Here is a 26,011-nt window from a genome sequence, read left to right as displayed (position 1 = left end):
CTGTGGACAACGGCATACCGGAGCGGGCAACTGTGGACGAGATGTCAAGCCATCATTGACATCCCGAAGGCGTCAATCTACGGTTGACGCATGGCAAAGACACCCGGCCTACGGACCACCAAGGCCACCGACCTGACGGCCGGCACGCTCTGCGTGCTCCTGGGCGCGCTCGCCCTGATGCTCTCGCGGGGACGGGACGGCTTCGACAAGGGCCTGTTCACCGGCGCCACCGTCGCGCTCATGCTCCTCGGCGCCTACCTCCTGGGCTCGGCCATCCGTGCCCGGGGCGACGCCCCGCCCGAGGTCGATGGGGAGAGCCACGGCGACGACGACCTCTGGTTGCCCAGCCGTGACAAGCGCTGAGACCGACGGCGACCAGGGACGGAGCACCGGCCTCGTCGACGCCATCGGCGCGGCCATCCTCGCGTCAGCACCCGGCGACGACCCGCTCGCGCTCGTCCGCCAGGCGGCATCTGCCGAGGAGACGGTCCGCGAGCTCCTCCAGCAGGCCGTCGGCGCCGCCCGTGCAGCCGGCCACAGCTGGGCCGCCATCGGGACCGAGCTGGGCATGAGCCGACAGGCGGCCCAGCAGCGCTTCGGGGACAGCCCGACCGCAGATCCGATCTCCGCCGAGGAGCGCTGGCTCGGCCCGGTCACCGCGTTCGACGAGATGGCCGAGCTCGAGATCGCCGGCCGGCGTGGATGGCGCACGGTCCGCGCCGGCATGCTGCGCCACCTCGTCGTCCACACCCCGACGCAGTGGGAGCACAAGCGCGTCGTGTGGACGGGGTCGCTCAAGAGGTGGGAGAAGGACGGATGGGTCGTGGGGTGTCGCGCCCTCCCGTGGATCTACCTCGTGCGCGACACCGGCCTCCCCGCCGAGGGCGCAACGGGTCAGGAGAGCACGGGAACGCCGAGCGTGAGATAGGCGAAGCCGAAGGCGTTGCGGTAGCCGTGCAGCCATCGCCTCCGGTGCTCATCGGCCCGAGATCGCACAGCGGCGTCGTCGTGATGGACGAGCCACTCCTCGAGGTCGGCGAGATAGCCGGACTCGAAGGCGAACAGCTCGTCCTCGTTGGCCGTCTCGATCCACAGAGGTCGCAGGCCCGCATCGACCGCCACGTCGACGAGCCCGGCGACCGAGGGCAGTGCCACGACGTCGTCCCACACGAGCTCGGGCTCGACCGGACCCCGCACCTCCCACGTGCCTTCTCCGAGGACGAGCCGACCGCCCGGGCGCACCAGCTTGCTCAGTCCGACCAGGGCCTCCGCCGCAGTGTCACCGAAGGCGTGGGACGAGCCGATGCAGATGACGACGTCAGCCGGCTCGGTCAGCTGGTCACCCGGCAGGTTCTCGAACCTCACCCTGTCGGCGACCCCGAGCTCACGCGCCCGGCCCCTAGCCCGCTCGAGGTGGCGCTCCTCCGTGTCCACCCCGAGAGCAGTCACCTCCGGACAGGCGGCACCCACCCGGACCAGGAGCTCACCCCATCCGCACCCGACGTCGACGACCGTGGACGGCGCCACGTCGGCCAGTCGTCCGACAAGGGCATCGGCCCGCGCGTCGGACAGCGGTGCGTTGAAGGTCAGGTGCTCGTAGAAGCCGAGGGAGTCAGTCACCCGGGGAGTCAACCAGCGCCGCCCGCACCGCGCGACCGGGTTCCAGCAGGAGCGGACCCAAGCCCCACGCTCCTGCACGAGCTCAGGTGACCGAACGCCACCAGTAGCTCGGCTCGGCAGGGACGGCGGAGACGTCGAAGCGCTCGCCCGGCCTGGGAACGAGGACCTTCGCCCCACGCCGTTCGGCTTCGGCGAGAACCCGCTCGATCGGGTCGCCCCACGGGTGGAACGCGAGGTTGAACGTGCCCCAGTGCACCGGCACCATCACCCCGGCCTGCACGTCGAGGTGGGCCTCGACGCCGTGCTCGGGCGTCATGTGGATCGTCGGCCAGCCGTCGTCATAGGCGCCGACCTGCACGAGCGAGACGTCGAAGGGCCCATAGCGCTCACCGATCTGGGCGAAGCCCACGAAGTAGCCGGTGTCACCCGAGTAGAAGACCTTGCCGGTCCCGCCCTCGATGACCCATGACGCCCAGAGCGTGCCGTCGCGGGACAGGCCACGACCGGAGAAGTGCTGCGCCGGGGTCGCGACGAGGCGCACACCCTCGACCTTGGTCTCCTCGTGCCAGTCGAGCTCGTCGATGCGCTCGACGGGCACGCCCCACTTCTCGAGGTGCGCGCCCACCCCGAGTGGCACGACGAACCGGGTCTGCGACCGCATCGCCGCGAGCTCCTTGATCGACTCCATGTCGAGGTGGTCGTAGTGGTCGTGCGAGATGACGACGGCGTCGACCGGCGGCAGGTCACCCAGCGCCACCGGCACCGGGTGCAGGCGCCGCGGCCCGACCTGCTGCGAGGGCGAGCAGCGGTCGCTCCAGACCGGGTCGAGAAGCACGACGGCACCCTCCACTTGGACGAGCGCGGTCGAGTGTCCCAGCCAGGTCACGTGCGTCCCCTCGGCGAGTGGCCCGAGCGGCTCGCGCACCAGCGGCACGTCACCCACGGGGTGGCGCTCCTGGCGGCCGGCGACGAGCTCCTTGACGCTGCCGGCGAGCGAGCGTGACGACGGCTCGAAGCGCAGCTGCTGGTTGTGGAACTTCCCGTTCGACCACTCGGGGGAGGACTGCATGCGGGCAGCGCGCGCACCCGTGGCCCGTCCGCCCATGGCCTCCGGGATGGGGCGACCCGCCCTGACGAGCCAGGCAGCGAGCCCGACACCTCCGGCGGCAACGGCAAGTCCAGGAACTCTCACGCCACCCAGTCTCACCCAGGCGGGACCTGATTGCGGCACGAGTTCACGAATGCGTCGAAGATCCGCCCGTCCGAGCCCGCCTCGGGGTGCCACTGGACGGCCAGACGGAACGGGTATGCCGTGTCCTCCATCGCTTCCAGCGTCCCGTCCTCGTGCCAGGCCGCAGCCGCGTAGCCGGGATGGGTGCGCACCGACTGGTGGTGGTAGGTCGGGACGTCGATGGTGTCGGTGCCGAGGATCGACGCCAGGCGCGTGCCCTCGACTGCAGCCACGTGGTGCGAGGCGTAGACCCCAGGAGCGGGGTTGTGGGCCTCGTGACCCACCCGGTCCGGGACGTGCTGCTCGAGCTCACCCCCGGCCGCCACGGCCATGACCTGCATGCCGCGACAGATGCCCAGCAACGGCTGCCGCGTCCCTGCGGTCACCCGGGCCACCGCGAGCTCGAAGGAGTCCCGGTCGGGCCGAGGTGACTGCACCCGGGAGTCGGGCACGGCGGCATACCGGCGTGGTTCCACATCGGCGCCCCCGGCGATGATCACACCGTCAAGGCGCGCGAGCAGCCCTGCGACGAGGGCGTCATCGGCATCCTCGCGTGGTGGCAGGACCACTGCGACGGCGCCGGCCCGTTGGAGGTGCTCGACATAGGCGTGCGGCAGGACGGTGCTGTGCTGCCCCGCCCAGTCACCTCTGGTCACCGCCTCGACATAGCTCGTGATGCCGATGACCGGCCGGTCGCTCACGACGGCTCAGAGGGGGGTGACGTAGGCGCCGGAGATGCCGCCGTCGACGAGGAAGGTGCTGGCGGTGATGAAGCTCGACTCGTCCGAGGCGAGGAAGAGGACGGCGTTGGCCATCTCCTCCGGCTCACCGAAGCGACCCATCGGCACGTGGACGAGCCGGCGCGCGGCGCGCTCCTCGTCCGCCGCGAAGAGCTCGCGCAGGAGCGGAGTGTTGACCGGCCCCGGACACAGCGCGTTGACGCGCACACCCTGGCGGGCGAACTGCACACCGAGCTCGCGCGACATCGACAGGACGCCACCCTTGGAGGCGCTGTAGGAGATCTGCGACGTCGCTGCGCCCATGACCGCGACGAACGACGCGGTGTTGATGATCGAGCCCTTGCCCTGCTCGAGCATGTAGGGGATCGCCGCCTTGCAGCACAGGTAGACCGAGGTGAGGTTGACCTCCTGCACCCTGCGCCAGGCGTCGAGGTCGGTGTCGAGGATCGAGTCGTCCTCCGGCGGGCTGATGCCGGCGTTGTTGAAGGCGATGTCGACGCTGCCGAACCTCTCCTTGGCCGTGGCGAACAGCGCGTCGACCTGGTCCTTGTCGGTGACGTCGCAGTGGACATAGGCACCGCCGATCTCCTGCGCGATGCGTTCACCGTTCGCGTCGTCGAGGTCGCCGATGACGACCTTGGCGCCCTCCTCCGCAAATCGGCGCACCGTCGCGAGCCCGATGCCGGAGCATCCCCCGGTGACGACGGCGACCAAGCCTTCGAGCCGATCTCCCATGTGTTGCTGGCCTTTCCTAGTTGTCCGTGCTGATGAAGACGTTCTTGACCTCGGTGAACGCGTCGAGGGCGTCCGGACCGAGCTCGCGCCCGATGCCACTGGCCTTGTAGCCGCCGAAGGGTGTCGAGTAGCGCACGCTGCTGTGGCTGTTGACCGAGAGGTTGCCCGCCTCGACGGCGCGCGAGACCCGGAGGGCGCGCCCGACGTCGCGGGTCCAGATCGAACCCGACAGCCCGTATGCCGTGTCGTTGGCGAGGCGGACCGCGTCGGGCTCGTCGTCGAAGGGCAGGACAGCCACGACGGGACCGAAGATCTCGTCCTGCCAGACCGGGTCCGACGTGGAGCCGGGGAGGACGACGGTTGGCGGGTACCAGTAGCCGGCGCCGTCCGGTGCCGTGCCACGGAAGGCGATGTCGACGTCCGTCTCGGCGTCCTCGACGAAGGCGCGCACCCGGTCGCGCTGACCGGCGCTGATGAGCGGACCCATCTGGGTGCTGTCGTCGCCCGGCGCGCCGACCCGCACGTCCTTGATGCCTGACTCGAAGCGCTCCATGAACGCGTCGAGGACGTTGCGCTGCACGAGGATTCGCGTTCTGGCACAGCAGTCCTGGCCGGCGTTGTCGAGGAAGCTCATGGGAGCGGCTTCGGCTGCCGTGTCGAGGTCGGCGTCGTCGAAGATGATGTTGGCCGACTTGCCGCCGAGCTCGAGGGTGACGCGCTTGAGCTGGTCGGCGGCCTTGCGCATGATGCCCTGACCGACGGCCGTCGACCCGGTGAAGCAGACCTTGCGGACGTCCGGGTGGGTGACGAACCGCTCCCCCACGACCGAGCCCTTGCCCGGCAGCACGGTGAAGACACCCTCGGGCACGCCGGCCTCGAGAGCGAGCTCGCCGAGCCGGATGGCCGTGAGCGGCGTAAGCTCGGCCGGTTTGAGGACGACCGTGTTGCCGGCGGCGAGCGCGGGCGCGAAGCCCCAGCCGGCGATGGGCATCGGGAAGTTCCACGGGACGATGATCGACACCACCCCGAGGGGCTCCTTGAAGGTCAGGTCGATCCCCCCGGCCACCGGGATCTGCTGACCGAAGAGGCGCTCTGGCGCGGCCGAGTAGTAGGCCAGGACGTCGCGGACGTTGCCCGCCTCCCACCGCGCGTTGCCGATGGTGTGGCCGGCGTTCTCGACCTCGAGCCGGGCGAGCTCCTCGAGGTGCTCATCGACGACCTCGCTGAACCGGCGCAGCAGCCGGCCCCGGTCGGCCGGTGCCATGGATCGCCAGGTCGGACCGACCTCGACCGCGCGCGCGACCGCCTCGTCGGTCTCCTCGACACCGACGAGGTCGATGGTACGCACCGACTCCTCGGTGGCCGGGTTGATCACGTCATGTGTGGTGGTCATTGGGACTGACTTTCCTTTCGGGGTCCCCGCGAAGTATCGGAGCGAGGAACGAGCGGAGAACTTCGTGGGGTGCCTAAAGCCTCTCGAAGCCTCGGATGCGTTCCCAGTCGGTCACCGCGGCGTCAAAGGCCTTGAGCTCGACGTCCGCTGCGTTGACGTAGTGGTCGACGATGTCGTCGCCGAAGACCTCACGGGCGATGGCCGACTCTGCCAGCACGTTGCGCGCCTCGCGCAGGGTCCTCGGGACGGTGGGGACGTCGGACAGGTAGGCGTTGCCCTCGAACGCCGGCTCCAGCTCGAGCTCGTGCTCGATGCCGTAGAGCCCACCGGCGAGCATCGCGGCCACGGCGAGATAGGGGTTGACGTCGCCTCCGGGCACCCGGTTCTCCATCCGGAGCCCGCCCCCGTGGCCGACGACACGCAGCGCGCAGGAGCGGTTGTCACGGCCCCAGGCGATGGCCGTGGGCGCGAACGAACCTGCCGCAAAACGCTTGTAGGAGTTGATGTTTGGCGCATAGAAGTAGGTGAAGTCGCGCATCGTCGCCAGCACGCCGGCGAGGAACTGGTCGTGGAGGACACCCTGACCACCCTCCCGTTCGTCGTCGGCGAAGACGACCTCACCGTCGAGTCCACGCAGCGACAGGTGGATGTGGCACGAGTTGCCCTCACGCTCGTCGTACTTCGCCATGAAGGTCAACGACATCCCGTGCTTGGCCGCGAGCTCCTTGGCCCCCGTCTTGTAGATGACGTGGTTGTCGCACGTGCGCACCACCTCGTCGAAGAGGAAGCCGATCTCGTGCTGCCCGAAGTTGCACTCGCCCTTGGCACCCTCGACCGTGATGCCCGCGGCATACATCTCGTTGCGGATCTCGCGCAGGAGCGGCTCGACCGTCGTCCCGCCGGTGATCGAGTAGTCGACGTTGTAGCGGTTGGCCCCGGTGAGCCCGACGTAGCGCCGGTCCCACGCCGACGCGTAGGTGTCCTCGAAGACGATGAACTCGAGCTCGGTGCCGGCGATGGCCATCCAGCCCTTCTCCGCGGCGCGCTCGACCTGCGCCTTGAGGATGCCGCGTGGGGACTGCCGCACGGGTCCCGAGCCGTCGAGCCAGGCGAGGTCGCACTGGATCGTCACGGAGTGCGGCTGGCCGGGGGTGCGTCGCAGCGTGTCGAGGTCGAGGACGAACTCGAAGTCGCCGTAGCCCTTCTCCCAGGACGACATCTCGTAGCCGTCGACGGTGTTCATGTCGACGTCCACGGCGAGGAGGTAGTTGCACCCCTCCGCTCCCCCGTCGAGGACGTGGTCGAGGAAGTATGCCGCGTGCAGCCGTTTGCCGGTCAGCCGACCCTGCATGTCGGTGAAGGCGACGATGACCGTGTCGATCGCACCGCTCGCGGAACCCTCCCGCAGGTCGTCGAGCGTGAACTGCCTGGGACCACTGGCGTGGATCGATCCACTCATGCGTTCTCTCCTTCGTTCGGGCTCATCCGAGTAGTCCCCGCAGCAGGGCGGAGGTGGCGTCGCAGTGCTCCTCCATGGCAGCACGAGCAGCATCGGCGTCGCCGCCGAGGATGGCCTCGACGACCGCGTCGTGCTGCTCGCACGAATGGGTGATGTTGCGTGGCAGGACGGGGATGGCGCCCAGCATCTCACCCAGGGCCGCCTGTGCCCGGGTGACCGACTCGATGAGCATCGGCGAGCCCGACAGCGTGGCGACCGCGAGGTGGAAGCGGCTGTCCGCGATCCGGTGGGCGCCCGCGTCGGGCGCCGCCCAGACGGCAGCGGCCGACTCGACGAGCCACGAGCGCTGGTCACCCGCAAGGGCTTGACCGGCCGCCAGCCAGGCGGCACCCGGCTCGACGATGCGACGGAAGTCGAGCGCATCGGCCAGCGCGGCCCCACGCCGCGCCGGCGTGGACGGTGGCGAGCTCCCGGGCTCCGGCGTGACATAGGTGACCACCGTTCCACCGCCACGTCCGCGTCGGGTGGCGACCAGACCGCTCTCTCGCAGGGCGGCGATGGCGTCGCGCAGGGTGTTGCGGGCGACGCCGAGCCGCTCGGCGAGCTCGCGCTCCGGAGGCAGCTGCTCGCCGTCGACGAACACCCCCAGGCGGATCGCCGTCGCGAGCTGCTCGACCGTGGTCTCGAAGACGTTGGCGCTCGCCGGACGCAGGACCGCCGCCGAGAGGCGCCCGACGTCAGGGAGGTGAGCGGTCACGGCACACCCACGCCTCGTGTGCCTGTGGCAGACGTATCCGTCTGCCACAGGCACACAGAGCCTGGCCTCATCGTCATCGGAAGATCTCGGCCGGCTCGACCGTGTCGTGGCCCTCCGGCACGTCGACCATGAAGTGGTTGCGGCCACGGACGAACCACGACACCGTCGAGAAGACCAGGACGAAGAGCACGGCGAGCGGCGCGTAGTTGAACGTGTCGATGGTGACCGGCGAGGCCGGCGGAAGCATGAAGAGCACGACGATGAAGAGCACCCAGGCCACGGCAATCCAACCGATCGGTGCGCTCCAGCGCCCGAGGTTCCACCGGCCGGGACGGAAGTCGGGGTTCATCCGGCGCAGGAAGACGGGTGTGACGTAGGCGATGTACAGCCCGATGACGGCGATGGAGGTCACGGCGAGGTAGGCCGTGGTCGAGAAGAGCGCAGGGCTGGCAAGGACGATCGAGGACACCGTGACGAGCCAGATCGAGTTCGTCGGCGTGCCGGTGCGGGGGTTGACCTTGGCCCAGAGCCGCGACCCCGGCAGGGCGTTGTCGCGTGAGAACGCGAACGACATGCGGGAGGACGAGGTCACACACGCCATGCCGCAGAAGAACTGTGCGACCGCTGCGATGAAGAGCATGAAGAGGCCGAGCGTCTCGCCGGTCGCATCGATGAAGATCTGTGCCGGTGGCAGGCCGATCTCAGAGTCCCTGGCCTTGGTCCAGCCGTCCTCGCCCTGCACGGCGAAGGTCACGGCGAGCAGCAGGATCCACCCGGCGACGAGAGAGACGACGACCGAGTTGACGATGCCGCGTGGCGCGGCCACCGAGGCGTTCTTGGTCTCCTCGGCGACGTGGGCAGAGGCGTCGAACCCGGTGAAGGTGTACTGGGCCATGAGGAGTCCGATGAGGAAGACGTAGATGCCGCTCTGCCAGCCGGTCTCGTTCTTGAACTCGGTGAAGACCCACTCCGCGCTCTGGTGGTCGTCCGGCACGAACGTCAGCAGCCCGACGATGATGGCCACGCCGGCGAGGTGCCACCAAGCAGAGACGCTCGACAACAGGCGCACGAGGTTGACACCGAAGGCGTTCAGCAGGCCGTGGAGCAGCAGGATGATGACGAAGGCGATGAAGGTCGTCGTTGCGCTCACCTCGAAGCCGAACACCAACGAGAGGAAGGCCATCCAGGTCACTGCGGCGCCATAGTCGACCGCCGTGGTCACGGCGACCTCGCCGAGGAAGTTGAACCACCCGACGTACCAGGCCCAGACCCGCTTGTTGGTCCGCGCGAGCCGCCCGGCCCAGAAGTAGAGACCGCCCGCGGTCGGATAGACCGAGCAGATCTCGCCCATGGCCAGCGCCACACAGACGACGAACACCCCGACGAGGGGCCAGCCGATCGAGATCGCCATCGGTCCCCCGGCGTTCATGGCGATCAGGTAGCTCGTGATGCACCCGGCGAGGACAGAGATGATCGAGAACGACACGGCGAAGTTGCTGAAGCCGCTCATCGAGCGGGTGAGCTCCTGCTTGTAGCCGAGCTCGGCCAGCATGGCCTCGTCGTCGTGGTGCTCGGACGGGGGTGCGCTGCTACCTGCCTCTGTCGCCATGGGGGGTCTCCATCAAAGGTCTGTTCCAGAACCCTTTGGTCCCGAAACCTCAGTGGAGGACAGCGAACACCCACACGGCATACGGCGTCAATGGTTTGGCACTGAACCTTTAGGCGAGCTGCGTGAGCCAGCCTCGGGTGTCCTCGGCGCGGCCGTACTGGATGTCGAGGAGGCGGGAGCGGATCGCCCGCGTCACCTCGCCACCCTCCGGTCCGCCGACGGCCGGCGCCGTGCCACCCTCCCAGCGAAGCTCACCGACGGGAGTGATCACGGCAGCGGTGCCGCAGGCGAAGATCTCGACGATGTCGCCGGAGGCCACGCCGTCCTTCCACTCCTGGATCGGCACGGTGCGCTCGACGGGTGTGAGGTCGAGGTCCTTGGCGAGCTCGAGGATCGAGCTGCGGGTGATGCCCTCGAGGATGGAGCCGGTCAGCTCCGGTGTGATGAGCTCGCCGTCCTTGGTGAGGATGAAGAGGTTCATCCCACCGAGCTCCTCGATGTTCTGCTGGGTGCCGGAGTCGAGGAAGACCGCCTGGTCGCAACCGTTCTCGATGCCCTCGAGCTGGCCGGCGAGCGAGGAGGCGTAGTTGCCACCGCACTTGGCGTTGCCCGTGCCGCCAGCGCCGGCGCGGGCGTAGTCCTGCGAGATCCAGAGGGTGACCGGCTTGAGTCCGCCCGGGAAGTAGGGGCCGGCCGGGGAGGCGATGACCGAGTAGGTCACCTCGTTGGCCGGGCGCACTCCGAGGAAGGCCTCGGAGGCATACATGAACGGGCGCAGGTAGAGGCTGGCCTCGCTGCCGTCGGCCGGCGGCACCCACGCGGAGTCGACGTCGAGCAGAGCCTTGAGGGAGCCGATGAAGTCTGCCTCGGAGAGCTCGGGGAGGGCGAGGCGGCGAGCGCTGCGCGCCATGCGGGCGGCGTTGGCCTCGGGGCGGAACGTCCAGACCGACCCGTCCTCGTGGCGGTAGGCCTTCATGCCCTCGAAGATCTCCTGCGCGTAGTGCAGCACCGCCGCGCTCGGCATGATCTGGATCGGGCCGTAGGGCACGACCCGACCGTCGTGCCAGCCGCCGTCCTTGGTCCACGTCGCGGAGACCATGTGGTCGGTGAAGTGGACACCGAAGCCCGGATTGCCGTGGATCTCGGCGCGACGCTCGTCGCTCACCGGGTCCTGACGTCGCTCGAGGGTGAACGAGAGGTCGGTCATCGTGAGGTCCTTCCAGACAATGAGGACGGTGGTGCAGGGCCGAGGTTCAGCCTATGGCAGGCGCGCGGCGACGGCGTCACCGATGGCGCTCGTCGTGCGGACCTCGCGGCCTCGCGCAGCGAGATCGGCTGCGACCGCGGCCTCGACCCGCCGGGCCTCGTCGGTGCGACCCAGGTGCTCGAGCAGCATCGCGACGGAGAGGATCGTCGCCGTCGGGTCGGCCTTGCCCTGGCCGGCGATGTCGGGCGCGGAGCCGTGGACCGGCTCGAACATGCTGGGCGCCGACCCCGTCGGGTTGATGTTGCCGCTCGCCGCGAGACCGATGCCCCCGGCGATGGCGGCAGCGATGTCGGTGATGATGTCGCCGAAGAGGTTGTCGGTGACGATGACGTCGAAGCGGCCCGGGTCGTTGACCAGGAAGATCGTGGCCGCGTCGACGTGCTGGTAGGCGATCTCGACGTCGGGGAACTCGGCCCCCACCTCGTCGACCGTGCGTCGCCACAGGTGCCCGGCGTGGGTGAGGACGTTGTGCTTGTGGACGAGCGTGAGGTGCTGGCGCGGGCGGGCCTGGGCGCGGGCGAAGGCGGCGCGGACCACACGCTCGACACCGAAGCGGGTGTTGACGCTCACCTCCGTCGCGATCTCGTGCGGGGTGCCGGTGCGCAGCGAGCCACCGTTGCCGACGTAGGGACCCTCGGTGCCCTCTCGCACGACGACGAAGTCGATGCCGTCCGGGGCGACGCGGTCCACCGCGAGAGGGCTCTCGACCCCCGGGAAGAGCTTGGCCGGACGCAGGTTGACGAAGTGGTCGAGGGCGAACCGCAGCGGGAGCAGGATGCCCCGTTCGAGGACGCCGCTCGGCACACTCGGGTCGCCGATGGCGCCGAGCAGGATGGCGTCGTGCCCGCGGAGCTCGCCGAGGACACTGTCCGGCAGGGTCTCCCCGGTCGCGTTCCAGCGCTTCGCGCCGAGGTCGTATGCCGTGCTGGTGACCTTGGCGCCGGTGCCGGCGGTGACCGCCTCGAGGATCTTGAGTCCCTCGGCGACCACCTCGGGCCCGATGCCGTCGCCGGCGATGACCGCGAGATCGATGTCCTGCGTGGCGGGGGCCCCTGCGCTGCTGTCCGTCATGCCCACACCCTAGGAAGGGGTCTCGCGATCCGGGATGGCTGGCTCACCATCCGGACCAGTCCTGACAAGAGAATCCCGCCTGGAGTGGGTTTCTCTCACTTCGCTTGGTCGAGGCGATCAAGCGAAGTGAGAGAAACCCACTTCAGGCGGGAAGGTTGGGGCGGCTCAGGCGTCGGTGTGGTCCTGGTCGCGCAGGTCCATCGACTCCTGCAGCGCCCGCTGGGCCTGCTTGGCTTCTTCGCTCATGAGTGTTCGTCCTTGGGTGCAGTGATCGTGGTGTGGGCCAGGTCGGTCGGCTCCAGCCCCTGGTGGGGGCGAACCGGTCAGCGGCGTCGCGGGGTCTCCGCGGCGAGGGAGCTGACTACCGGACCTCGCCGCGGCTGGCAATGAGAAGTCGTACCTGCCGCTGCATGTCTTCGAGGTTATGAGGACGTCCAACTATCCGGAAGGACCTGCCCACTTCCTGAGACGGTGTCTCAGGGTGCGCCGGCCCAACCCTGCACAACGCGCGTATGCCGTGTGCTCACCTCAGGTGAGCACACGGCATACGTGATGGTGCGGTGGTCAGCTCTTGGCGAGCTTGCGCTTGAGCTCGGCGGCCGGCTTGAACGCGGCAGCGGTGCTGGCAGCGATCTCGAGGGCCTCACCCGTCTGCGGGTTGCGACCGGTGCGCGCAGCGCGCTCACGCGTCTCGAAGATGCCGAAGCCGGGCAGCGACACCTTGTCACCGGCGACGAGCGCGTCGGTGATGGCGCCGAGGACTGCGTCGATGGCGCGGTCGGCGTCAGCAGCGCTGACGTCGGTGCTCTCGGCAACCTTGTTCTTGAGATCCGTACGGTTCACAAACCCTCCTGGGTAAACGTGGTCATTGACGGGCAACGATAAGCACACACGGGGCCGTTCGCTGACACCGGCCAGATGCGCGTATGCCGTGTCGTCACCTCCAGAGGTGACCGCACGGCATACGCAGGTTGGGTCGATGGCGTTGAGCCACAACCGAACTCAGTCGAAAGTCACTCCACCAGGTCGACGACGCGGACGTCGGCCTCGACCTCGGAAGCGATGGCGCTCACGACACCGGCGGGGATCTTGTTGTCGACCGTGAGGGCCACCAGGGCGGTGCCGGCGGCGTCGTCACGGGCCACCTGCATGCCTCCGATGTTGACGTCGGCCTCGCCGAGGAGCCGGCCGATGACACCGACGACACCCGGGCGGTCCTTGTAGGAGAAGAACGCCATGTGGTCGCTGATCGCGACCTCGAGGTCGAAGCCGTTGATGCCGGTGACCTTCTGGACCATCTTGGGGCCGGTGAGCGTTCCGGCCACCGAGATCTCCGTGCCGTCGGCGAGGGTGCCGCGCAGGATCGTGACGTTGCGGAACTCCTCCGACACGGCGTCGGTGAGCAGGCGCACCTCGCAGCCACGCTCCTTGGCGAGCAGCGGCGCGTTGACATAGGTCACGGCGTCCTCGGTGACGTCCGTGAAGACGCCCTTGAGGGCGGCCAGCTCCCAGACCGACACGTCGTGCGCGGTGATCTCACCACGCACGTCGACGTCGAGCTGGACCGGGACGGAGCCGGCCACACCGGTGAAGATGCGACCGAGCTTCTCGACGAGGTCGATCCCGGGACGGACCTCCTCGGCGACGACTCCGCCGGCCACGTTGACGGCGTCGGGGACGAGGTCACCGCTGAGCGCGAGGCGCACGGACCTGGCGACGGCGACGCCGGCCTTCTCCTGGGCCTCCTCCGTGGAGGCGCCGAGGTGGGGCGTGACGACGACCGACTCGAACTCGAAGAGCGGGCTCTCCGTCGTCGGCTCGGTCGCGAAGACGTCGATGCCGGCGCCGGCGACCAGTCCGTCACGCAGCGCGTCGGCGAGTGCCTGCTCGTCGACGATGCCGCCGCGGGCGGCGTTGATGATGCGCACCGACGGCTTGACCTTGGCGAAGGCCTCCTTGCCGAGCAGGCCGAGGGTCTCGGGCGACTTGGGCAGGTGGACGGTGATGAAGTCGGACTCGGCGAGGAGCTCGTCGAGGGTGACGAGGCGAGCGCCCAGCTGGCCGGCCTTCTGCGCCGAGACGTAGGGGTCGTAGGCGAGGACCTCCATGCCGAACCCCTTGAGGCGCTCGGCGACGAGCTGACCGATGCGGCCGAACCCGACGACGCCGACCTTCTTGTCGAGGAGCTCGACGCCGCCGTACTTGCTGCGCTTCCACGCGCCGGCCTTGAGCGCCTGGTTGGCCGGCGCGATGTTGCGGGCGGTCGAGAGGAGGAGGCCGACGGCGAGCTCGGCGGCACTGGTGATGTTGGACGTGGGGGCGTTGACGACCATGACGCCGGCCTGCGTCGCGGCGGGGACGTCGACGTTGTCGAGGCCCACTCCGGCGCGCGCGATGACCTTGAGGTTCTTCGCGGCCGCGATGGCCTCGGAGTCCATCTTGGTGGCCGACCGGATGAGCACGGCGTCGACGTCCGCGAGGGCCGGAAGGAGCTGGGACCGGTCGGATCCGTCGATCTGGCGGATCTCGAAGTCAGGTCCGAGCGCGTCGATGGTGGCGGGGCTGAGTTCCTCGGCGATCAGGACGATCGGCTTGCTCACGGCAGTCCTTAGGGTTCACGGGATGGGGTCCGCACGACGCTGTGCGCAGGCCCGAGTCTAGGGCGGCGTTCAGCATGTGGATGGTCACGCCCGGTATGTGACACGACACAGGGGCCCGCGAGGGGTCAGGATGGGGCCATGCGCATCGTCGTGACGGGTGGATCCGGTGACCTCGGTGGTCGCGTCGTCCGTGAGCTCCGGTCCCGGGGGCACGAGGCCGTGGCGGCCAGTCGCCGCAGCGGCGTCGACCTCGCGACAGGTGACGGCATCGGCACGGTCCTCGAGCGGGCCGACGCGGTCGTTCACACGGCGACGTCCATGACCCGACCGCAGCAGGTCGACGTCGGTGGCGCTCGTCGCATCGGCGAGGTCCTGCGCCGGCTGGGTTCCCCGGCCCACGTCGTCTCGGTGTCCATCGTCGGCTCCGACCTGGTGACGTACCCCTACTACCGCGCCAAGGTCGACTCCGAGACCGCACTGGAGGAGTCGGGTGTGCCCGCGACGGTCGTGAGGGCGACGCAGTTCCACTCCCTCGCCGCGCTCCTCGGCGCAGCCTTCCGGGTCGGCCGCCTGAGCCTCTCCCTCGGTGACATGCGGGTCCAGCCCGTCGACATCGACTGGGTCGCCTCACGACTGGTCGACCATGCGACCGGCCCTGCCCCGAGCGGCTTCTCGCGCGCAACGGACCTTGCGGGCCCCACGGCATACGACGCTCGTGAGATCGCCACGTTCGTGGCGGCGCACGACGGACGCCGGGCTCCGCGAGTGGTGCGCATCCCGCCGGTGGGAGGCGTCCTGCGCGGCTTCTCGCAGGGCCGCATCCTCCCCGGGCCCGGAGCCGAGACCGGCGGCCGCGAGTTCGAGGACTGGCTCGCCGCACAGCCGCACCCCCTCCCCCGGGCCATGCACGCGGTCGGCTGACGCTCTCAGGTGCTGGTCATGCTGCTGAGCCATCGCGTGGTCGCGGCGACGAGCACCAGCACGGCCACGACCACGAGGGCCCACCACCAGGCCCCGCCCGTGAGGGCCTCCCAGAGGGCCACGCCGACCGACGTGTAGAGCGTGGCCCAGAGCAGCGAGCCGGCGACGGTCGCCGGGAGATAGCGGCGCAGCGGCATGCGCAGCGCGCCCGCAGCGGCGTTGACGAGCGTCTGCACCCCGACGGTGAGGAAGCTCAGGGCGACGACCGGCGCACCCCAGCGGTCGACGATCGCCTCGGTGCGGGTCACTGCCGGGCGGTCGAGGTGGCGTGCCATGCCCGTGCGGGCTCCCCCGGCGCGCAGCCCGCGGCCCGCCCAGTAGGTCGCGTGGGAGCGCAGCATGGCGATGACGAAGAAGGAACCGAACACCACCCACGCGGGCCAGCCGTCGACGAGGTCACTCACACGAACACCCTAGGTACCAGGTTGAGGTAGCACGACACGCCGCACACCCCTTGGGGCACACGACGTGTCGTGCTACCTCGACTTCGTGGGGTGGGTCAGCGGGCGGCGGAGCCCTCGACGTAGTCGCTGTCGGTGTCGGACTTCACCCAGGACATGAGCTTGCGCAGCTCCTTGCCCGTCGACTCGATCGGGTGCTGGGCACCCTTCTCGCGCAGCGCCTTGAACTCGGGACCGCCCTTGTCCTGGTCCTCGATGAAGCGCTGGGCGAACGCGCCGCTCTTGATGTCTGAGAGGACGGCCTGCATGTTCTCCTTGACCGACGGGTCGATGACGCGCGGGCCGGAGACGTAGTCGCCGTACTCCGCGGTGTCGGACACCGACCAGCGCTGCTTGGCGATGCCGCCCTCGACCATGAGGTCGACGATGAGCTTGAGCTCGTGCAGCACCTCGAAGTAGGCGATCTCGGGCTGGTAGCCGGCCTCGGTCAGCGTCTCGAAGCCGTACATGACGAGCTGCGACGCGCCACCACACAGGACGGCCTGCTCACCGAAGAGGTCGGTCTCGCACTCCTCCGTGAACGTCGTCCCGATGCCGCCGGCGCGCAGTCCACCGATGGCCTTGGCGTAGGACTTCGCGAGGTCCCAGGCCGTGCCCGACGCGTCCTGCTCGACGGCGAGGAGCACGGGCACACCGCGTCCGTCGACGTACTCGCGGCGCACGAGGTGACCGGGGCCCTTGGGCGCGACCATGATGACGTCGGAGCCGGGCTCGGGCTGGATGTAGTCGAAGCGGATGTTGAAGCCGTGGCCGAAGAGGAGCGCTGCGCCCTCCTTGAGGTTGGGCTTGATGTGGTCGGCATAGACCGTGCGCTGCACCTGGTCGGGCGTGAGGATGACGACGAGGTCGGCATCCTTGACCGCGTCGGCGACGCTCGCGACCGGCAGACCCTCGGCCTCGGCCTTGGCGCGGCTCCTGCTGCCCTCGGCGAGGCCGACGCGCACGTCGACCCCGCTGTCGCGCAGGCTCAGCGCGTGGGCGTGGCCCTGGCTGCCGTAGCCGATGACAGCGACCTTGCGCCCCTGGATGATCGACAGGTCGGCGTCGTCGTCGTAGAACATTTCAGCCATGATTTCGCAGTTCTCCTTGTGGGTATGCCGGGTGCAACAGTTCGGTGTTCAGGCTCCGCGCAGCGCGCGGTCGGTGATCGAGCGGGGGCCTCGTCCGATGGCGACGATGCCGGACTGGACGAGCTCACGCACACCGTAGGGCTCGAGGACCCCGAGCAGCGCGGTGAGCTTCTCGCCGTGGCCGGTCGCCTCGATCGTCACGGACTCGGTGGCGACGTCGACGACCTTGGCCCGGAACAGCTGCACCAGCTCGAGGACCTGGCTGCGCGTCGCCGCGTCGGCTCGGACCTTGATGAGCATCACCTGGCGCTGCACGGCGGAGCCCGCATCGAGCTCGACGACCTTGAGCACCTCGATGAGCTTGTCCAGCTGCTTGGTCACCTGCTCGAGCGGGAGCTCGTCGACGTCGACGACGACGGTGATGCGGGAGATGTCGTTGTGCTCGGTCTCGCCCACGGCCAGGGAGTGGATGTTGAAGCCGCGTCGGGCGAAGAGCCCGGCGATGCGCGCGAGGACACCGGGCTTGTTCTCGACGAGCACCGAGAGGGTGTGCTGGGACATCACTTCTCCTCACCTTCGGTCGGAACGCCATCGCTCTGGGCAGACGCGGCGTCGTCGCCACTGTGGTCGGCGTCGAGGGACTGCGGAAGCGCCTCGGACTCCTCGCGGTCCCACTGGGGCGCGGTGTCCTTCGCGACCTGGATCGCATCGTTGCTCACACCGGCCGGGACCATCGGCCACACCATCGCGTCGCGGTGGACGACGAAGTCGACGACGACGGGACGGTCGTTGATCGCCATGGCCTCACGGATCGTGGCGTCGACGTCCTCGGGCCGCTCGCACCGCAGACCCACGCAGCCGTAGGCGTCGGCGAGCTTGACGAAGTCCGGGATGCGTTGGCCGCCGGCCGAGGTGTGCAGGTCGGTGTTGGAGTAGCGCTTGTCGTAGAAGAGCGACTGCCACTGGCGCACCATGCCGAGGCTGCTGTTGTTGATGACGGCGACCTTGATCGGGATGTCGTTGATGACGCAGGTCGCGAGCTCCTGGTTGGTCATCTGGAAGCAGCCGTCACCGTCGATGGCCCACACGGTGCGGTCGGGTTCACCGACCTGGGCACCCATGGCGGCGGGCACGGCATACCCCATCGTCCCGAGCCCACCGGAGTTGAGCCACGCCCGCGGACGTTCGTACTGCACGAACTGTGCGGCCCACATCTGGTGCTGGCCAACTCCGGCGACGTAGACGGCCTCGGGACCGGCGATGGCGCTGAGCCGCTCGATGACGTACTGCGGGGCGAGGGTGCCGCCCTCGGGCTCGGTGTAGCCCAGCGGGAAGTCGCGCTTCCACCCCTGGGTGCGTTCGCGCCAGGCGGCGTAGCTCCCACCGCGACCTGCATCGATGTCGGCGTCGACCGACGTGATGAGGTCGACGAGGACGTCCTTGCACGAGCCGACGATCGGGACGTCGGCCTGCCGGTTCTTGGAGATCTCGGCCGGGTCGATGTCGGCGTGGATGACCTTGGCCTCGGGGGCGAACGACGAGAAGCTGACCGGTGACCCGGTCGTCGAAGCGGGCGCCGAGGGTGATGAGCAGGTCGGACTTCTGCAGGGCCGTCACCGCGGCCACCGAGCCGTGCATCCCCGGCATGCCGAGGTGCAGCTCGTGGCTGTCGGGCAGGGCGCCGCGAGCCATGAGCGTCGTGACCACGGGGATCTGGGTGAGCTCGACGAACTGCCCGAGCTCGGCGCACGCGTCGGCGCGAACGACACCACCACCGACATAGAGCACCGGACGCTCGGCTGCGGCGATGAGCTTGGCCGCCTCCCGGATCTGCTTCGCGTGCGGACGCGTCACCGGGTGGTAGCCCGGCAGGTCGATCCGCGGTGGCCAGGTGAAGGTCGTCCTTGCCTGGAGAGCGTCCTTGCTGATGTCGACGAGCACCGGGCCCGGACGGCCGGTCAGGGCGATGTGGAACGCCTCGGCGAGCACCCGAGGGATCTGGGAGGCGTCTGTGACGAGGTAGTTGTGCTTCGTGATCGGCATGGTGATGCCGCGAATATCGGCCTCCTGGAACGCATCCGTGCCGATGGCCGCGCTCGCGACCTGGCCGGTGATGGCCACGATCGGGACGGAGTCCATGTGGGCGTCGGCAAGAGCCGTGACGAGGTTGGTCGCGCCCGGCCCGGACGTCGCCATGCAGACGCCGACCCTGCCGGTGGCGGAGGCATAGCCCTCGGCCGCGTGGCCCGCGCCCTGCTCGTGGCGGACGAGGATGTGGCGCACCTTGACCGAGTCCAGCAACGGGTCGTAGGCCGGGAGGATCGCTCCCCCGGGGATGCCGAAGACGGTGTCGACGTCGAGGGCCTCGAGAGCGAGTACGAGGCTCTGCGCTCCGGTCACCTCGAGGGGCGCCTTGGCTCGGGCCTGTTCGGCGAGCCGCGCCGGGGTGGGCGCTGCCTTGGTCTCGCTCACGTCGTCACCATCTTTGAGTCGGAGTTGGTCGTGCTGCTGGTCGTGCTGCTGGTCGTGCTGCGTGTGGCCACAAAAAAACCCTCCCGTCCCGCGTGCTGTGGGGACGATGGAGGGAGGCGCCTGGCCGGACCTGTCAGGAGGGGCCGGGCGCCGAGGGAAGTACGAGGAGGTGGGTCACGGGACGACTCTCTCGCTCCTTGTATGCCGTGTCAACGTGTGAGACACCGGATCCCACCATCCGGTCACTCACCCCCGCCGAGAGGCGCCGGAGCCTGACCTCGGGGACTGCTCCCCATCGACGGAGCGGGACGTCGTCGGGATGCTGGGGCCTGACCAACCAGCCATCCGCAGTCGATCCACAGCAGAACCGCAGTGGTGGGGGGGCACGCTCCACGAGCACGTCATGGTCACGACAAGAGGGGAAACGTCATGAAACTTCGCACCGCAGTCCTCAGTGCGCTCACGGCCTTCGGGCTCACGGCGACGATGGTCGCCCCGGCGAACGCGGCCACGGTCGCGAGCTCGCTCGGCATCGCGGACCCGGGCTACTCGCGCATCGGGTCGACCTGGTACCTCACCGGCACGGGCAGCTCCGACTCCGGCATCATGCCGGTCCTGAGCCGGACGTCGCCGACGGGGACCTACACCAAGATCGGCAACATCGACGCGAACCGGGCCGGCTTCAGCAAGTACTGGGCGCCGCACATCGTCAAGCGCGGCACGTCGTACTTCGCGTTCTTCAGCGCGAGCAAGGACGGCGCCAAGCCGTGCGTCTACTACGCCTCGTCGAGCCGGGTCGCCGGCGGCTACACCGCACCGCGACTGCTCGCCTGCGGCGGCGGCGGTGGACGCGAGGCCATCGACGCCTCGACCTTCGTCACGACGGAGGGCAACACCTACCTCGTCTGGCGCAGCGGCGTGCACAACCTCGGCTTCCCGCGCGGCGACTACGACATCATCGCGCGGCGGCTGACGTTCAGCGGTGGGAGCGCGGCGTTCGCAGCCGGCTCCACCAACAACAACCTCCTGCACCGGACCGCGGACTACGTCTACGAGGCACCGAGCCTGGTGCGGCACGGCGGCAAGGTGTGGCTGTTCGTCTCCCGCAACCGCTACGACACGAACGCGTACTACACGGCCGTCTACTCGGCGGACACGATCCACGGCACCTTCACCTTCCGCAAGAACCTCATGAAGACAGGTGAGGGCTTCGGCCACGGCCCCGGTGGCGCCGAGGTCGAGACGGCCGCCGACGGCTCGACCTACATCGCCTTCCACGTCTGGAAGGACAGCAAGCCCTACCCGACCACGCCCGGCAAGCGCATCCTCAAGACGGCCAAGCTCGACTGGGTGAACGGCCTCCCGGTCGTGCGCTGACCCGTGGCCCTGTGGGTTTGTCACCCAATTCCCCCGTTCCTCACGGACGCAAGACTTGTGAGTTTCGGGGGAATTGGGTGACAAACCCACCGCAACGTGAGCACGCGGCATACCAAGTGCTCTTCGGTATGCCGCGTGCTCACGTTCTCGGACTCGATCCGAGCGCTGACGTCAGTCGCAGACGGCGCCCCTGCTCGCCGAGCCGACGAGCCTGCGGTACTTCGCAAGGACGCCGCGGGTGTACTTCGGCTCCGGATGGGTGACTCCCTCGGTGCGCCGACGCTCGAGCTCGGCCTCGTCGACCAGGAGGTCCAGGGTGCCGCCGGCGACGTCGAGACGGATGCCGTCACCGTCACGCACATAGGCGATCGGGCCCTCGTCGACGGCCTCGGGTGCGACGTGTCCGACGCAGAGCCCGGTGGTGCCGCCGGAGAAGCGTCCGTCGGTGAGCAGCAGGACGTCCTTGCCCAGACCGGCGCCCTTGATGGCACCCGTGACGGCGAGCATCTCGCGCATGCCCGGGCCACCCTTGGGCCCCTCGTAGCGGATGACGACGACGTCCTTGGCCCTGAGTGAGCCCTGCTCGACGGCGTCCATGGCGGCGCGCTCTCCGTCGAAGACGCGGGCAGTGCCCTCGAAGACGGACTCGTCGAAGCCTGCCGACTTCACGACCGCGCCTTCGGGAGCCAGTGATCCGGTGAGGATCGTCAGACCACCCGTCTTGTGGATCGGCTTGCTGAACTCCCGGATGACCCGGCCGTCGATGTGCGGCGGCTTGATCTCGTCGAGGTTCTCGGCGACGGATCTGCCGGTCACGGTGAGGCAGTCGCCGTCGAGCAGGTCGGCCTCGAGCAGCGTCTTCATGACGACGGGGATGCCGCCGATGTGGTCGATGTCCTTCATGACGAAGGCGCCGAACGGCTTGACGTCGGCGAGGTGTGGGACCTGCTTGCCGATCCGCTGGAAGTCGCCGATCGTGAGGTCGACCTCGGCCTCGTGGGCCATGGCGAGCAGGTGCAGCACGGCGTTGGTCGAGCCACCGAAGGCCATGACGACCGCGATGGCGTTCTCGAAGGCGGGCTTGGTCATGATCTGGCGGGCGGTGATGCCACGGCGGAGGAGCTCGACGACAGCCTCGCCGGATCGGCGGGCGTGGACGTCGCGGCGGCGGTCCGTGGCCGGCGGAGCCGCCGACCCGGGGATCGACATGCCGATCGACTCGGCGACCGCGGCCATGGTGTTGGCGGTGTAGAAACCGCCGCAGGCGCCTTCTCCGGGACAGATCGCGCGCTCGATCGCGTCGACGTCCTCGAGCGACATGAGTCCGGCGTTGCACGCACCGACGGCCTCGAAGGCGTCGATGATCGTGACCTCCTTCTCGGTGCCGTCCGAGAGCTTCGCGATCCCGGGAAGGATCGACCCGGCATACAGGAAGACCGAGGCGAGGTCGAGGCGCGCGGCAGCCATGAGCATGCCGGGCAGGGACTTGTCGCAGCCGGCGAGCAGGACGGAGCCGTCGAGGCGCTCGGCGCTCATGACGGTCTCGACCGAGTCGGCGATGATCTCGCGTGACACGAGCGAGAAGTGCATGCCCTCGTGACCCATCGAGATGCCGTCGGACACGGAGATGGTGCCGAACTCCAGGGGGTAGCCGCCGGCAGCGTGGACACCGTCCTTGACCGCCTTGGCCAGCCGGTCGAGGGAGAGGTTGCAGGGCGTGATCTCGTTCCACGAGCTCGCGACACCGATCTGCGGCTTGACCCAGTCGTCGTCGCCCATGCCCACCGCTCGGAGCATCCCTCGGGCCGCGGTCTTCTCGAGACCGTCGGTGACGTCGCGGCTGCGGGGCTTGATGTCGATCTCGGGCTTGCTCATGGGGCAACTCTAGGGCGCCCGTCCACGACGTGGGACGCCGATCTCACTGTCCGACCAGGCCCGTCCGGAGTGGCGGTCAGGCGAGCCGACGCGGCCACCAGAACCGGTCGCCGAGCACGAGCGCGATCGCCGGGACGAGCACCGTGCGCACGACGAGGGTGTCGAGCAGCACGCCCACGCAGATGACCACCCCGAGCTGGGCGAGCACGACGAGCGGGAGGACGCCGAGGACCGCGAAGACCGCCGCCAGCAGGATTCCGGCGCTGGTGATGACCCCTCCCGTGGCCGAGAGTGCCCGCAGCATGCCCTCACGGGCACCGTGACCACGCGCCTCCTCTGCCGCCCGGGTGACGAGGAAGATGTTGTAGTCCACGCCGAGCGCCACGAGGAAGACGAAGGCCAGCAGGGGCACCCCGTCGTCGAGCCGCTCGAAGCCGAGCACCTGGGTGAAGAGGACCCACGAGATCCCCAGGCTCGCCAGGTAGGTCGCGACGACGGTCGACACGAGGATGACGGGCGCGACGACCGAGCGCAGGAGCAGGCCCAGCGCGACGAGGACGAGACCGAGGATGAGCGGGAAGATGAGGAGGCGGTCCCGGGTCGACGCCTCGGCGGTGTCGAGGGCCTCGGCCTCGGTCCCGCCCACGTGTGAGTCTGGGGTGCTGCCGAGCGCCGCCCGGATGGCGGTCACTGCCTCCGCTGCCTCGTCGGAGCCCGGTGACGGCTCGAGGACCGCCTGGATCTCGCTCACGCCACCAGCGCTGGCGACCTCACGCGTCGACGAGACACCGTCGACCGCGGACACGGCCCGGGTCAGCTCCGCCGAGCTCGCGCGGGAGACGATGACGACGGGGTCGGCGGATCCCGCGGGGAAGGACTGCGACAGGCGCTCCCCGGCCGCGATCGCCTCGGGCTTCTGGAGGAACTGGTCAGCGCCGTCGAGGCCGGTCCGGATCTGGCTCAGCCCGGTCCCGGCCAGCGCCAGCAGCACGACGGTCACTGTCGCGAACAGGGCGGGGCGCCGGGCGACCGCGTTGCCGATGCGCCGCCAGAACGACCGCGAGTCGGCGAGGCTGGCCTGACCCTCTCGCGGCACCTTGGGCCAGAAGATCCAGCGCCCGAACACGACGAGGGTCGCCGGCAGCACGACGAGCACGAAGGCCGCGGCCACGACGACGCCCACGGCACAGGCCAGACCGAGCCCGCGCGTGGTGGGGAAGGCCGAGAGGAGCAGGGTCAGCAGACCGACGACGACGGTCGAGGCGCTCGACAGCACGGCCTCGGCGGTGCGGGCGAGCGCCCGGGCCATCGCGTCCCGACGGTCCGTGTGGACCCGCAGCTCGTCGCGGTATCGCGAGATGAGGAGCAGCGCATAGTCCGTGCCGGCTCCGAAGACGAGCACGGAGAGGATGCCGATCGTCGACTCGTCCCACTGCACGTCGAACGCCGCCAGCGTGTGGGTCGCGAGGACCGCCGCCAGCTGGTCGGCTGCGGCGACCACGGTGAGCGGCACGAGCCACAGCACCGGGCTGCGGTAGGTGATGATGAGGAGGATGGCGACCACTCCTGCGGTGGCCCCGAGGAGGCGGAAGTTCGCCCCGTCGAAGACTGCGGCCAGATCGGCCTCGATCGCCGCGGGCCCGGTGACCTGCGCGAGCAGGCCCTCGGGCAGGTCGGCCTTGGCCGCCGCGCGCAGCTCAGTGACGACCTCTGCGGTCCCCGTCGCATCGTTGGCCCGGACGGGGACGAAGACCGTTGCGGCAGTGCCATCCTGCGAGATGACGGGTGGCGCGCCGGAGGCCCCGGGCAGTGATCGCGCCCTCTCCTGCACGAGCGCGAGAGCATCCGGGTCGAGCGGTCGGTCGCTGCTGAACAGCACGACGGCCGCGGAGCCCTGGGCCTCCGGCAACGTGGCGCTCAGCTCCGCCGCTGCACGGCTGTCGGACCCGATCGGGAGGGCGGCGGTGGCTGTCGGGCCGCGCTCGGCCTGCCCCAGCACACCGATGACGGCCCCCGCGCCGACGAGGGCGAAGAGCGCGAGCAGACCGGCGACCCACTTGCGGGTGATGAGGCGAGCAAGACCGGCCATGGCCACGGGCTCCTTGATAGTGTTGATCGATGGGTGATTCACCAAGTTACTAAGTAGGTGAGTGATATTACGGAACCACCGCAGGGCGATGCAAGCCGCGACGCCACGGCTGAGGACCCGACCACGACGGTGACGTCGTTCGTCCCGGGCTATCGACCTTCGGCGTCCCTCGACGCACTTCAGGAGCTCGTCGACCTCGCTGCGCAGGTGCCTCATGACGTCGCTCGCAAGGCGGGGCTCTCCGTGTCGGAGCTGCACTCACTGCGTCACCTCATGGCAGCGCCCATGGGACCGGTCGAGCTCGCCAAGGCACTCGGCGTCACCTCAGCCGCCTCGTCCGGAGTGGTGGATCGGCTCGTCGCCCGCGGGCATGCGAAGCGCCACCCCCATGGCCAGGACAGGCGCCGCACCGAGGTGGTCGTCACGGACTCGGGCCGTCGCGAGGTCTTCGCCCTCCTGGCACCGATGTTCGCGAAGCTGGCCGAGGTGGACTCCGCGCTCGACGACGACGAGCGAGCCGTGGTCGAGCGCTACCTGCGCGGGGCCATCGCTGCGATGCAGGCGGTCACCTAGGCGTCGGGACACTGACCGGGCTCCCGGGCAGCACTTCAGCAGCACTCCCCCAGCGCGGCTCAGTGGCTGCCGGCGCGCGCAGTGCTCGCGGGGCTCGCGGGGCTCGCGGCACGGGCGACGTGGAAGCGGTCGAGTCGCGCCACCCCGGCAGCGAGATCGCTCCAGTGACCCGAGAAGCGCAGGATCGCAACGCCCGCCGTGGGGAATCCCTGGCTGAGGAGCTCGTGGGCCCGGTCGCTCCCCTCGCCGTCCGCCAGGAGCGAGGCCAGCACCGGGATCCCCGGCGCGTGACCGACCATCATCACGACGTTGGCGTCGGCGTCGGCCTCACGCACGACCTCGAGGAGCCGGTCGACGGAGGCGTTGTAGATGCGGTGCTCATGACGGATGTCGGCCTCCGAGCAGCCCGCGCTCCACACACCCTCACAGGTCTGCTGGGCGCGGGTGGCCGTCGAGCAGAGCACCTCGTCGACGCCGATGCCCTGCTCGTGGAGCCACCGTCCGGCAGCGGCCGCGTCGCGGTGCCCGCGTGGGGTGAGCTCGCGCTCATGGTCGGCGTCGTAGCCGCTCTGCTGCGCCTTGGCATGGCGCACGAGCACGAGCGTCCGGTCCTCAGCAGCAGCGGTCATGT

At 69.4% G+C, this 26,011-nt stretch carries 22 protein-coding genes and 2 pseudogenes; 5 read left to right on the top strand and 19 right to left on the bottom strand.

The features are described from left to right. Nucleotides 1-90 precede the first annotated feature (90 nt). Together ACZZ98_RS14445 and ACZZ98_RS14440 are read left to right on the top strand one after the other, a co-directional pair. Complete coding sequence (locus tag ACZZ98_RS14445; protein WP_463516898.1) at nucleotides 91-363, top strand: hypothetical protein; 273 nt, start codon at nucleotides 91-93, stop codon at nucleotides 361-363. Continuing rightward, a complete protein-coding gene (locus ACZZ98_RS14440) occupies nucleotides 350-928 on the top strand; it encodes a hypothetical protein (RefSeq protein WP_463516897.1) in 579 nt (192 codons plus the stop codon). The genes ACZZ98_RS14445 and ACZZ98_RS14440 overlap by 14 nt, the downstream gene beginning before the upstream one ends. On the opposite strand, the gene ACZZ98_RS14435 is transcribed toward ACZZ98_RS14440, so the two are convergent. The 12 genes from ACZZ98_RS14435 to serA all read right to left on the bottom strand — a co-directional run bounded on the left by ACZZ98_RS14435 (nucleotide 895) and on the right by serA (nucleotide 14,482). Further along, a complete protein-coding gene (locus ACZZ98_RS14435; RefSeq protein ID WP_463516896.1) occupies nucleotides 895-1,620 on the bottom strand; it encodes an SAM-dependent methyltransferase in 726 nt (241 codons plus the stop codon). The two genes, ACZZ98_RS14440 and ACZZ98_RS14435, sit on opposite strands and share 34 nt — an antisense overlap. Nucleotides 1,621-1,702: 82 nt before the next feature. Next, nucleotides 1,703-2,812 (bottom strand): MBL fold metallo-hydrolase, encoded by a 1,110-nt coding sequence (locus ACZZ98_RS14430; RefSeq protein WP_463516895.1) that lies wholly within the window; start codon nucleotides 2,810-2,812, stop codon nucleotides 1,703-1,705. Nucleotides 2,813-2,823: 11 nt separating this feature from the next. Continuing rightward, a complete protein-coding gene (locus ACZZ98_RS14425; protein WP_463516894.1) occupies nucleotides 2,824-3,552 on the bottom strand; it encodes a gamma-glutamyl-gamma-aminobutyrate hydrolase family protein in 729 nt (242 codons plus the stop codon). Between the two features lie 6 nt (nucleotides 3,553-3,558). Next, complete coding sequence (locus ACZZ98_RS14420) at nucleotides 3,559-4,326, bottom strand: 3-oxoacyl-ACP reductase (protein ID WP_463516893.1); 768 nt, start codon at nucleotides 4,324-4,326, stop codon at nucleotides 3,559-3,561. Between the two features lie 16 nt (nucleotides 4,327-4,342). Further along, nucleotides 4,343-5,719, bottom strand: coding sequence for an aldehyde dehydrogenase family protein (locus ACZZ98_RS14415; protein WP_463516892.1), 1,377 nt, complete (start codon nucleotides 5,717-5,719; stop codon nucleotides 4,343-4,345). 73 nt (nucleotides 5,720-5,792) lie between these two features. Continuing rightward, nucleotides 5,793-7,178, bottom strand: a complete 1,386-nt coding sequence (locus ACZZ98_RS14410; protein WP_463516891.1) for a glutamine synthetase family protein — start codon at nucleotides 7,176-7,178, stop codon at nucleotides 5,793-5,795. Nucleotides 7,179-7,200: 22 nt separating this feature from the next. Continuing rightward, nucleotides 7,201-7,935 (bottom strand): FadR/GntR family transcriptional regulator, encoded by a 735-nt coding sequence (locus tag ACZZ98_RS14405; RefSeq protein WP_463516890.1) that lies wholly within the window; start codon nucleotides 7,933-7,935, stop codon nucleotides 7,201-7,203. Between the two features lie 73 nt (nucleotides 7,936-8,008). Next, nucleotides 8,009-9,544 (bottom strand): amino acid permease, encoded by a 1,536-nt coding sequence (locus ACZZ98_RS14400; RefSeq protein ID WP_463516889.1) that lies wholly within the window; start codon nucleotides 9,542-9,544, stop codon nucleotides 8,009-8,011. Between the two features lie 109 nt (nucleotides 9,545-9,653). Further along, a complete protein-coding gene (locus ACZZ98_RS14395; protein WP_463516888.1) occupies nucleotides 9,654-10,751 on the bottom strand; it encodes a branched-chain amino acid aminotransferase in 1,098 nt (365 codons plus the stop codon). 51 nt (nucleotides 10,752-10,802) lie between these two features. Beyond that, complete coding sequence (locus ACZZ98_RS14390; protein ID WP_463516887.1) at nucleotides 10,803-11,882, bottom strand: 3-isopropylmalate dehydrogenase; 1,080 nt, start codon at nucleotides 11,880-11,882, stop codon at nucleotides 10,803-10,805. A 564-nt stretch (nucleotides 11,883-12,446) separates the two neighbouring features. Next, entirely contained in the window at nucleotides 12,447-12,773 is a 327-nt protein-coding gene (locus tag ACZZ98_RS14385; protein WP_449274535.1) for an HU family DNA-binding protein, read from the bottom strand. Nucleotides 12,774-12,895: 122 nt separating this feature from the next. After that, a complete protein-coding gene (gene serA / locus ACZZ98_RS14380; RefSeq protein ID WP_463516886.1) occupies nucleotides 12,896-14,482 on the bottom strand; it encodes a phosphoglycerate dehydrogenase in 1,587 nt (528 codons plus the stop codon). A 138-nt stretch (nucleotides 14,483-14,620) separates the two neighbouring features. Here serA and ACZZ98_RS14375 point away from each other — a divergent pair, with 138 nt between their 5' ends. Beyond that, nucleotides 14,621-15,403 carry an SDR family oxidoreductase gene (locus ACZZ98_RS14375; RefSeq protein WP_463516885.1) on the top strand — a complete coding sequence of 261 codons (783 nt, stop codon included), beginning with the start codon at nucleotides 14,621-14,623 and terminating at the stop codon, nucleotides 15,401-15,403. Between the two features lie 5 nt (nucleotides 15,404-15,408). Here the strand turns inward: ACZZ98_RS14375 and ACZZ98_RS14370 are convergent, their stop codons facing one another. From ACZZ98_RS14370 to ACZZ98_RS14355, 4 genes and pseudogenes are all read right to left on the bottom strand, one after another. Then, the gene (locus ACZZ98_RS14370) at nucleotides 15,409-15,867 is read right to left on the bottom strand and encodes a DedA family protein (RefSeq protein WP_463516884.1); all 459 of its coding nucleotides are present in this window, start codon (nucleotides 15,865-15,867) and stop codon (nucleotides 15,409-15,411) included. 95 nt (nucleotides 15,868-15,962) lie between these two features. Further along, a pseudogene (ilvC, locus tag ACZZ98_RS14365) lies at nucleotides 15,963-17,015 on the bottom strand (ketol-acid reductoisomerase); the annotation flags it as partial. A gap of 27 nt (nucleotides 17,016-17,042) precedes the next feature. After that, a complete protein-coding gene (gene ilvN / locus ACZZ98_RS14360; RefSeq protein ID WP_463517787.1) occupies nucleotides 17,043-17,555 on the bottom strand; it encodes an acetolactate synthase small subunit in 513 nt (170 codons plus the stop codon). A gap of 2 nt (nucleotides 17,556-17,557) precedes the next feature. Beyond that, a pseudogene (locus ACZZ98_RS14355) lies at nucleotides 17,558-19,331 on the bottom strand (thiamine pyrophosphate-binding protein); the annotation flags it as partial. Nucleotides 19,332-19,895: 564 nt separating this feature from the next. On the opposite strand from ACZZ98_RS14355, the gene ACZZ98_RS14350 reads away from it, so the two are divergent. Next, nucleotides 19,896-20,843, top strand: coding sequence for a family 43 glycosylhydrolase (locus ACZZ98_RS14350; protein ID WP_463516883.1), 948 nt, complete (start codon nucleotides 19,896-19,898; stop codon nucleotides 20,841-20,843). Between the two features lie 171 nt (nucleotides 20,844-21,014). Here the strand turns inward: ACZZ98_RS14350 and ilvD are convergent, their stop codons facing one another. Beyond that, nucleotides 21,015-22,718: a dihydroxy-acid dehydratase gene (gene ilvD / locus ACZZ98_RS14345; RefSeq protein WP_463516882.1), complete on the bottom strand. Its 1,704-nt coding sequence runs from the start codon at nucleotides 22,716-22,718 to the stop codon at nucleotides 21,015-21,017. A gap of 76 nt (nucleotides 22,719-22,794) precedes the next feature. Further along, a complete protein-coding gene (locus ACZZ98_RS14340; protein WP_463516881.1) occupies nucleotides 22,795-24,807 on the bottom strand; it encodes an MMPL family transporter in 2,013 nt (670 codons plus the stop codon). Nucleotides 24,808-24,864: 57 nt separating this feature from the next. On the opposite strand from ACZZ98_RS14340, the gene ACZZ98_RS14335 reads away from it, so the two are divergent. Further along, complete coding sequence (locus ACZZ98_RS14335) at nucleotides 24,865-25,380, top strand: MarR family winged helix-turn-helix transcriptional regulator (RefSeq protein WP_463516880.1); 516 nt, start codon at nucleotides 24,865-24,867, stop codon at nucleotides 25,378-25,380. Between the two features lie 59 nt (nucleotides 25,381-25,439). Here the strand turns inward: ACZZ98_RS14335 and ACZZ98_RS14330 are convergent, their stop codons facing one another. Beyond that, complete coding sequence (locus tag ACZZ98_RS14330) at nucleotides 25,440-26,009, bottom strand: SixA phosphatase family protein (RefSeq protein ID WP_463516879.1); 570 nt, start codon at nucleotides 26,007-26,009, stop codon at nucleotides 25,440-25,442. Between the last annotated feature and the right edge of the window lie 2 nt (nucleotides 26,010-26,011).

It is taken from the genome of Knoellia sp. AC549, assembly GCF_979258975.1.
Note: the sequence above shows the minus strand (reverse complement) of the source record. Positions and strands in the feature narration are given on the sequence as shown.

Bases quoted from the DNA above. Each gene is read 5' to 3' on its own strand.
- ACZZ98_RS14340 (WP_463516881.1), bottom strand. From the start codon at position 24,807: ATGGCCGGTCTTGCTCGCCTCATCACCCGCAAGTGGGTCGCCGGTCTG.
- ACZZ98_RS14420 (WP_463516893.1), bottom strand. From the start codon at position 4,326: ATGGGAGATCGGCTCGAAGGCTTGGTCGCCGTCGTCACCGGGGGATGC.
- ACZZ98_RS14445 (WP_463516898.1), top strand. From the start codon at position 91: ATGGCAAAGACACCCGGCCTACGGACCACCAAGGCCACCGACCTGACG.
- ACZZ98_RS14415 (WP_463516892.1), bottom strand. From the start codon at position 5,719: ATGACCACCACACATGACGTGATCAACCCGGCCACCGAGGAGTCGGTG.
- ACZZ98_RS14375 (WP_463516885.1), top strand. From the start codon at position 14,621: ATGCGCATCGTCGTGACGGGTGGATCCGGTGACCTCGGTGGTCGCGTC.
- ACZZ98_RS14350 (WP_463516883.1), top strand. From the start codon at position 19,896: ATGAAACTTCGCACCGCAGTCCTCAGTGCGCTCACGGCCTTCGGGCTC.
- ACZZ98_RS14330 (WP_463516879.1), bottom strand. From the start codon at position 26,009: ATGACCGCTGCTGCTGAGGACCGGACGCTCGTGCTCGTGCGCCATGCC.
- ACZZ98_RS14400 (WP_463516889.1), bottom strand. From the start codon at position 9,544: ATGGCGACAGAGGCAGGTAGCAGCGCACCCCCGTCCGAGCACCACGAC.
- ACZZ98_RS14390 (WP_463516887.1), bottom strand. From the start codon at position 11,882: ATGACGGACAGCAGCGCAGGGGCCCCCGCCACGCAGGACATCGATCTC.
- ilvN (WP_463517787.1), bottom strand. From the start codon at position 17,555: ATGTCCCAGCACACCCTCTCGGTGCTCGTCGAGAACAAGCCCGGTGTC.
- ACZZ98_RS14410 (WP_463516891.1), bottom strand. From the start codon at position 7,178: ATGAGTGGATCGATCCACGCCAGTGGTCCCAGGCAGTTCACGCTCGAC.
- ACZZ98_RS14395 (WP_463516888.1), bottom strand. From the start codon at position 10,751: ATGACCGACCTCTCGTTCACCCTCGAGCGACGTCAGGACCCGGTGAGC.
- ilvD (WP_463516882.1), bottom strand. From the start codon at position 22,718: ATGAGCAAGCCCGAGATCGACATCAAGCCCCGCAGCCGCGACGTCACC.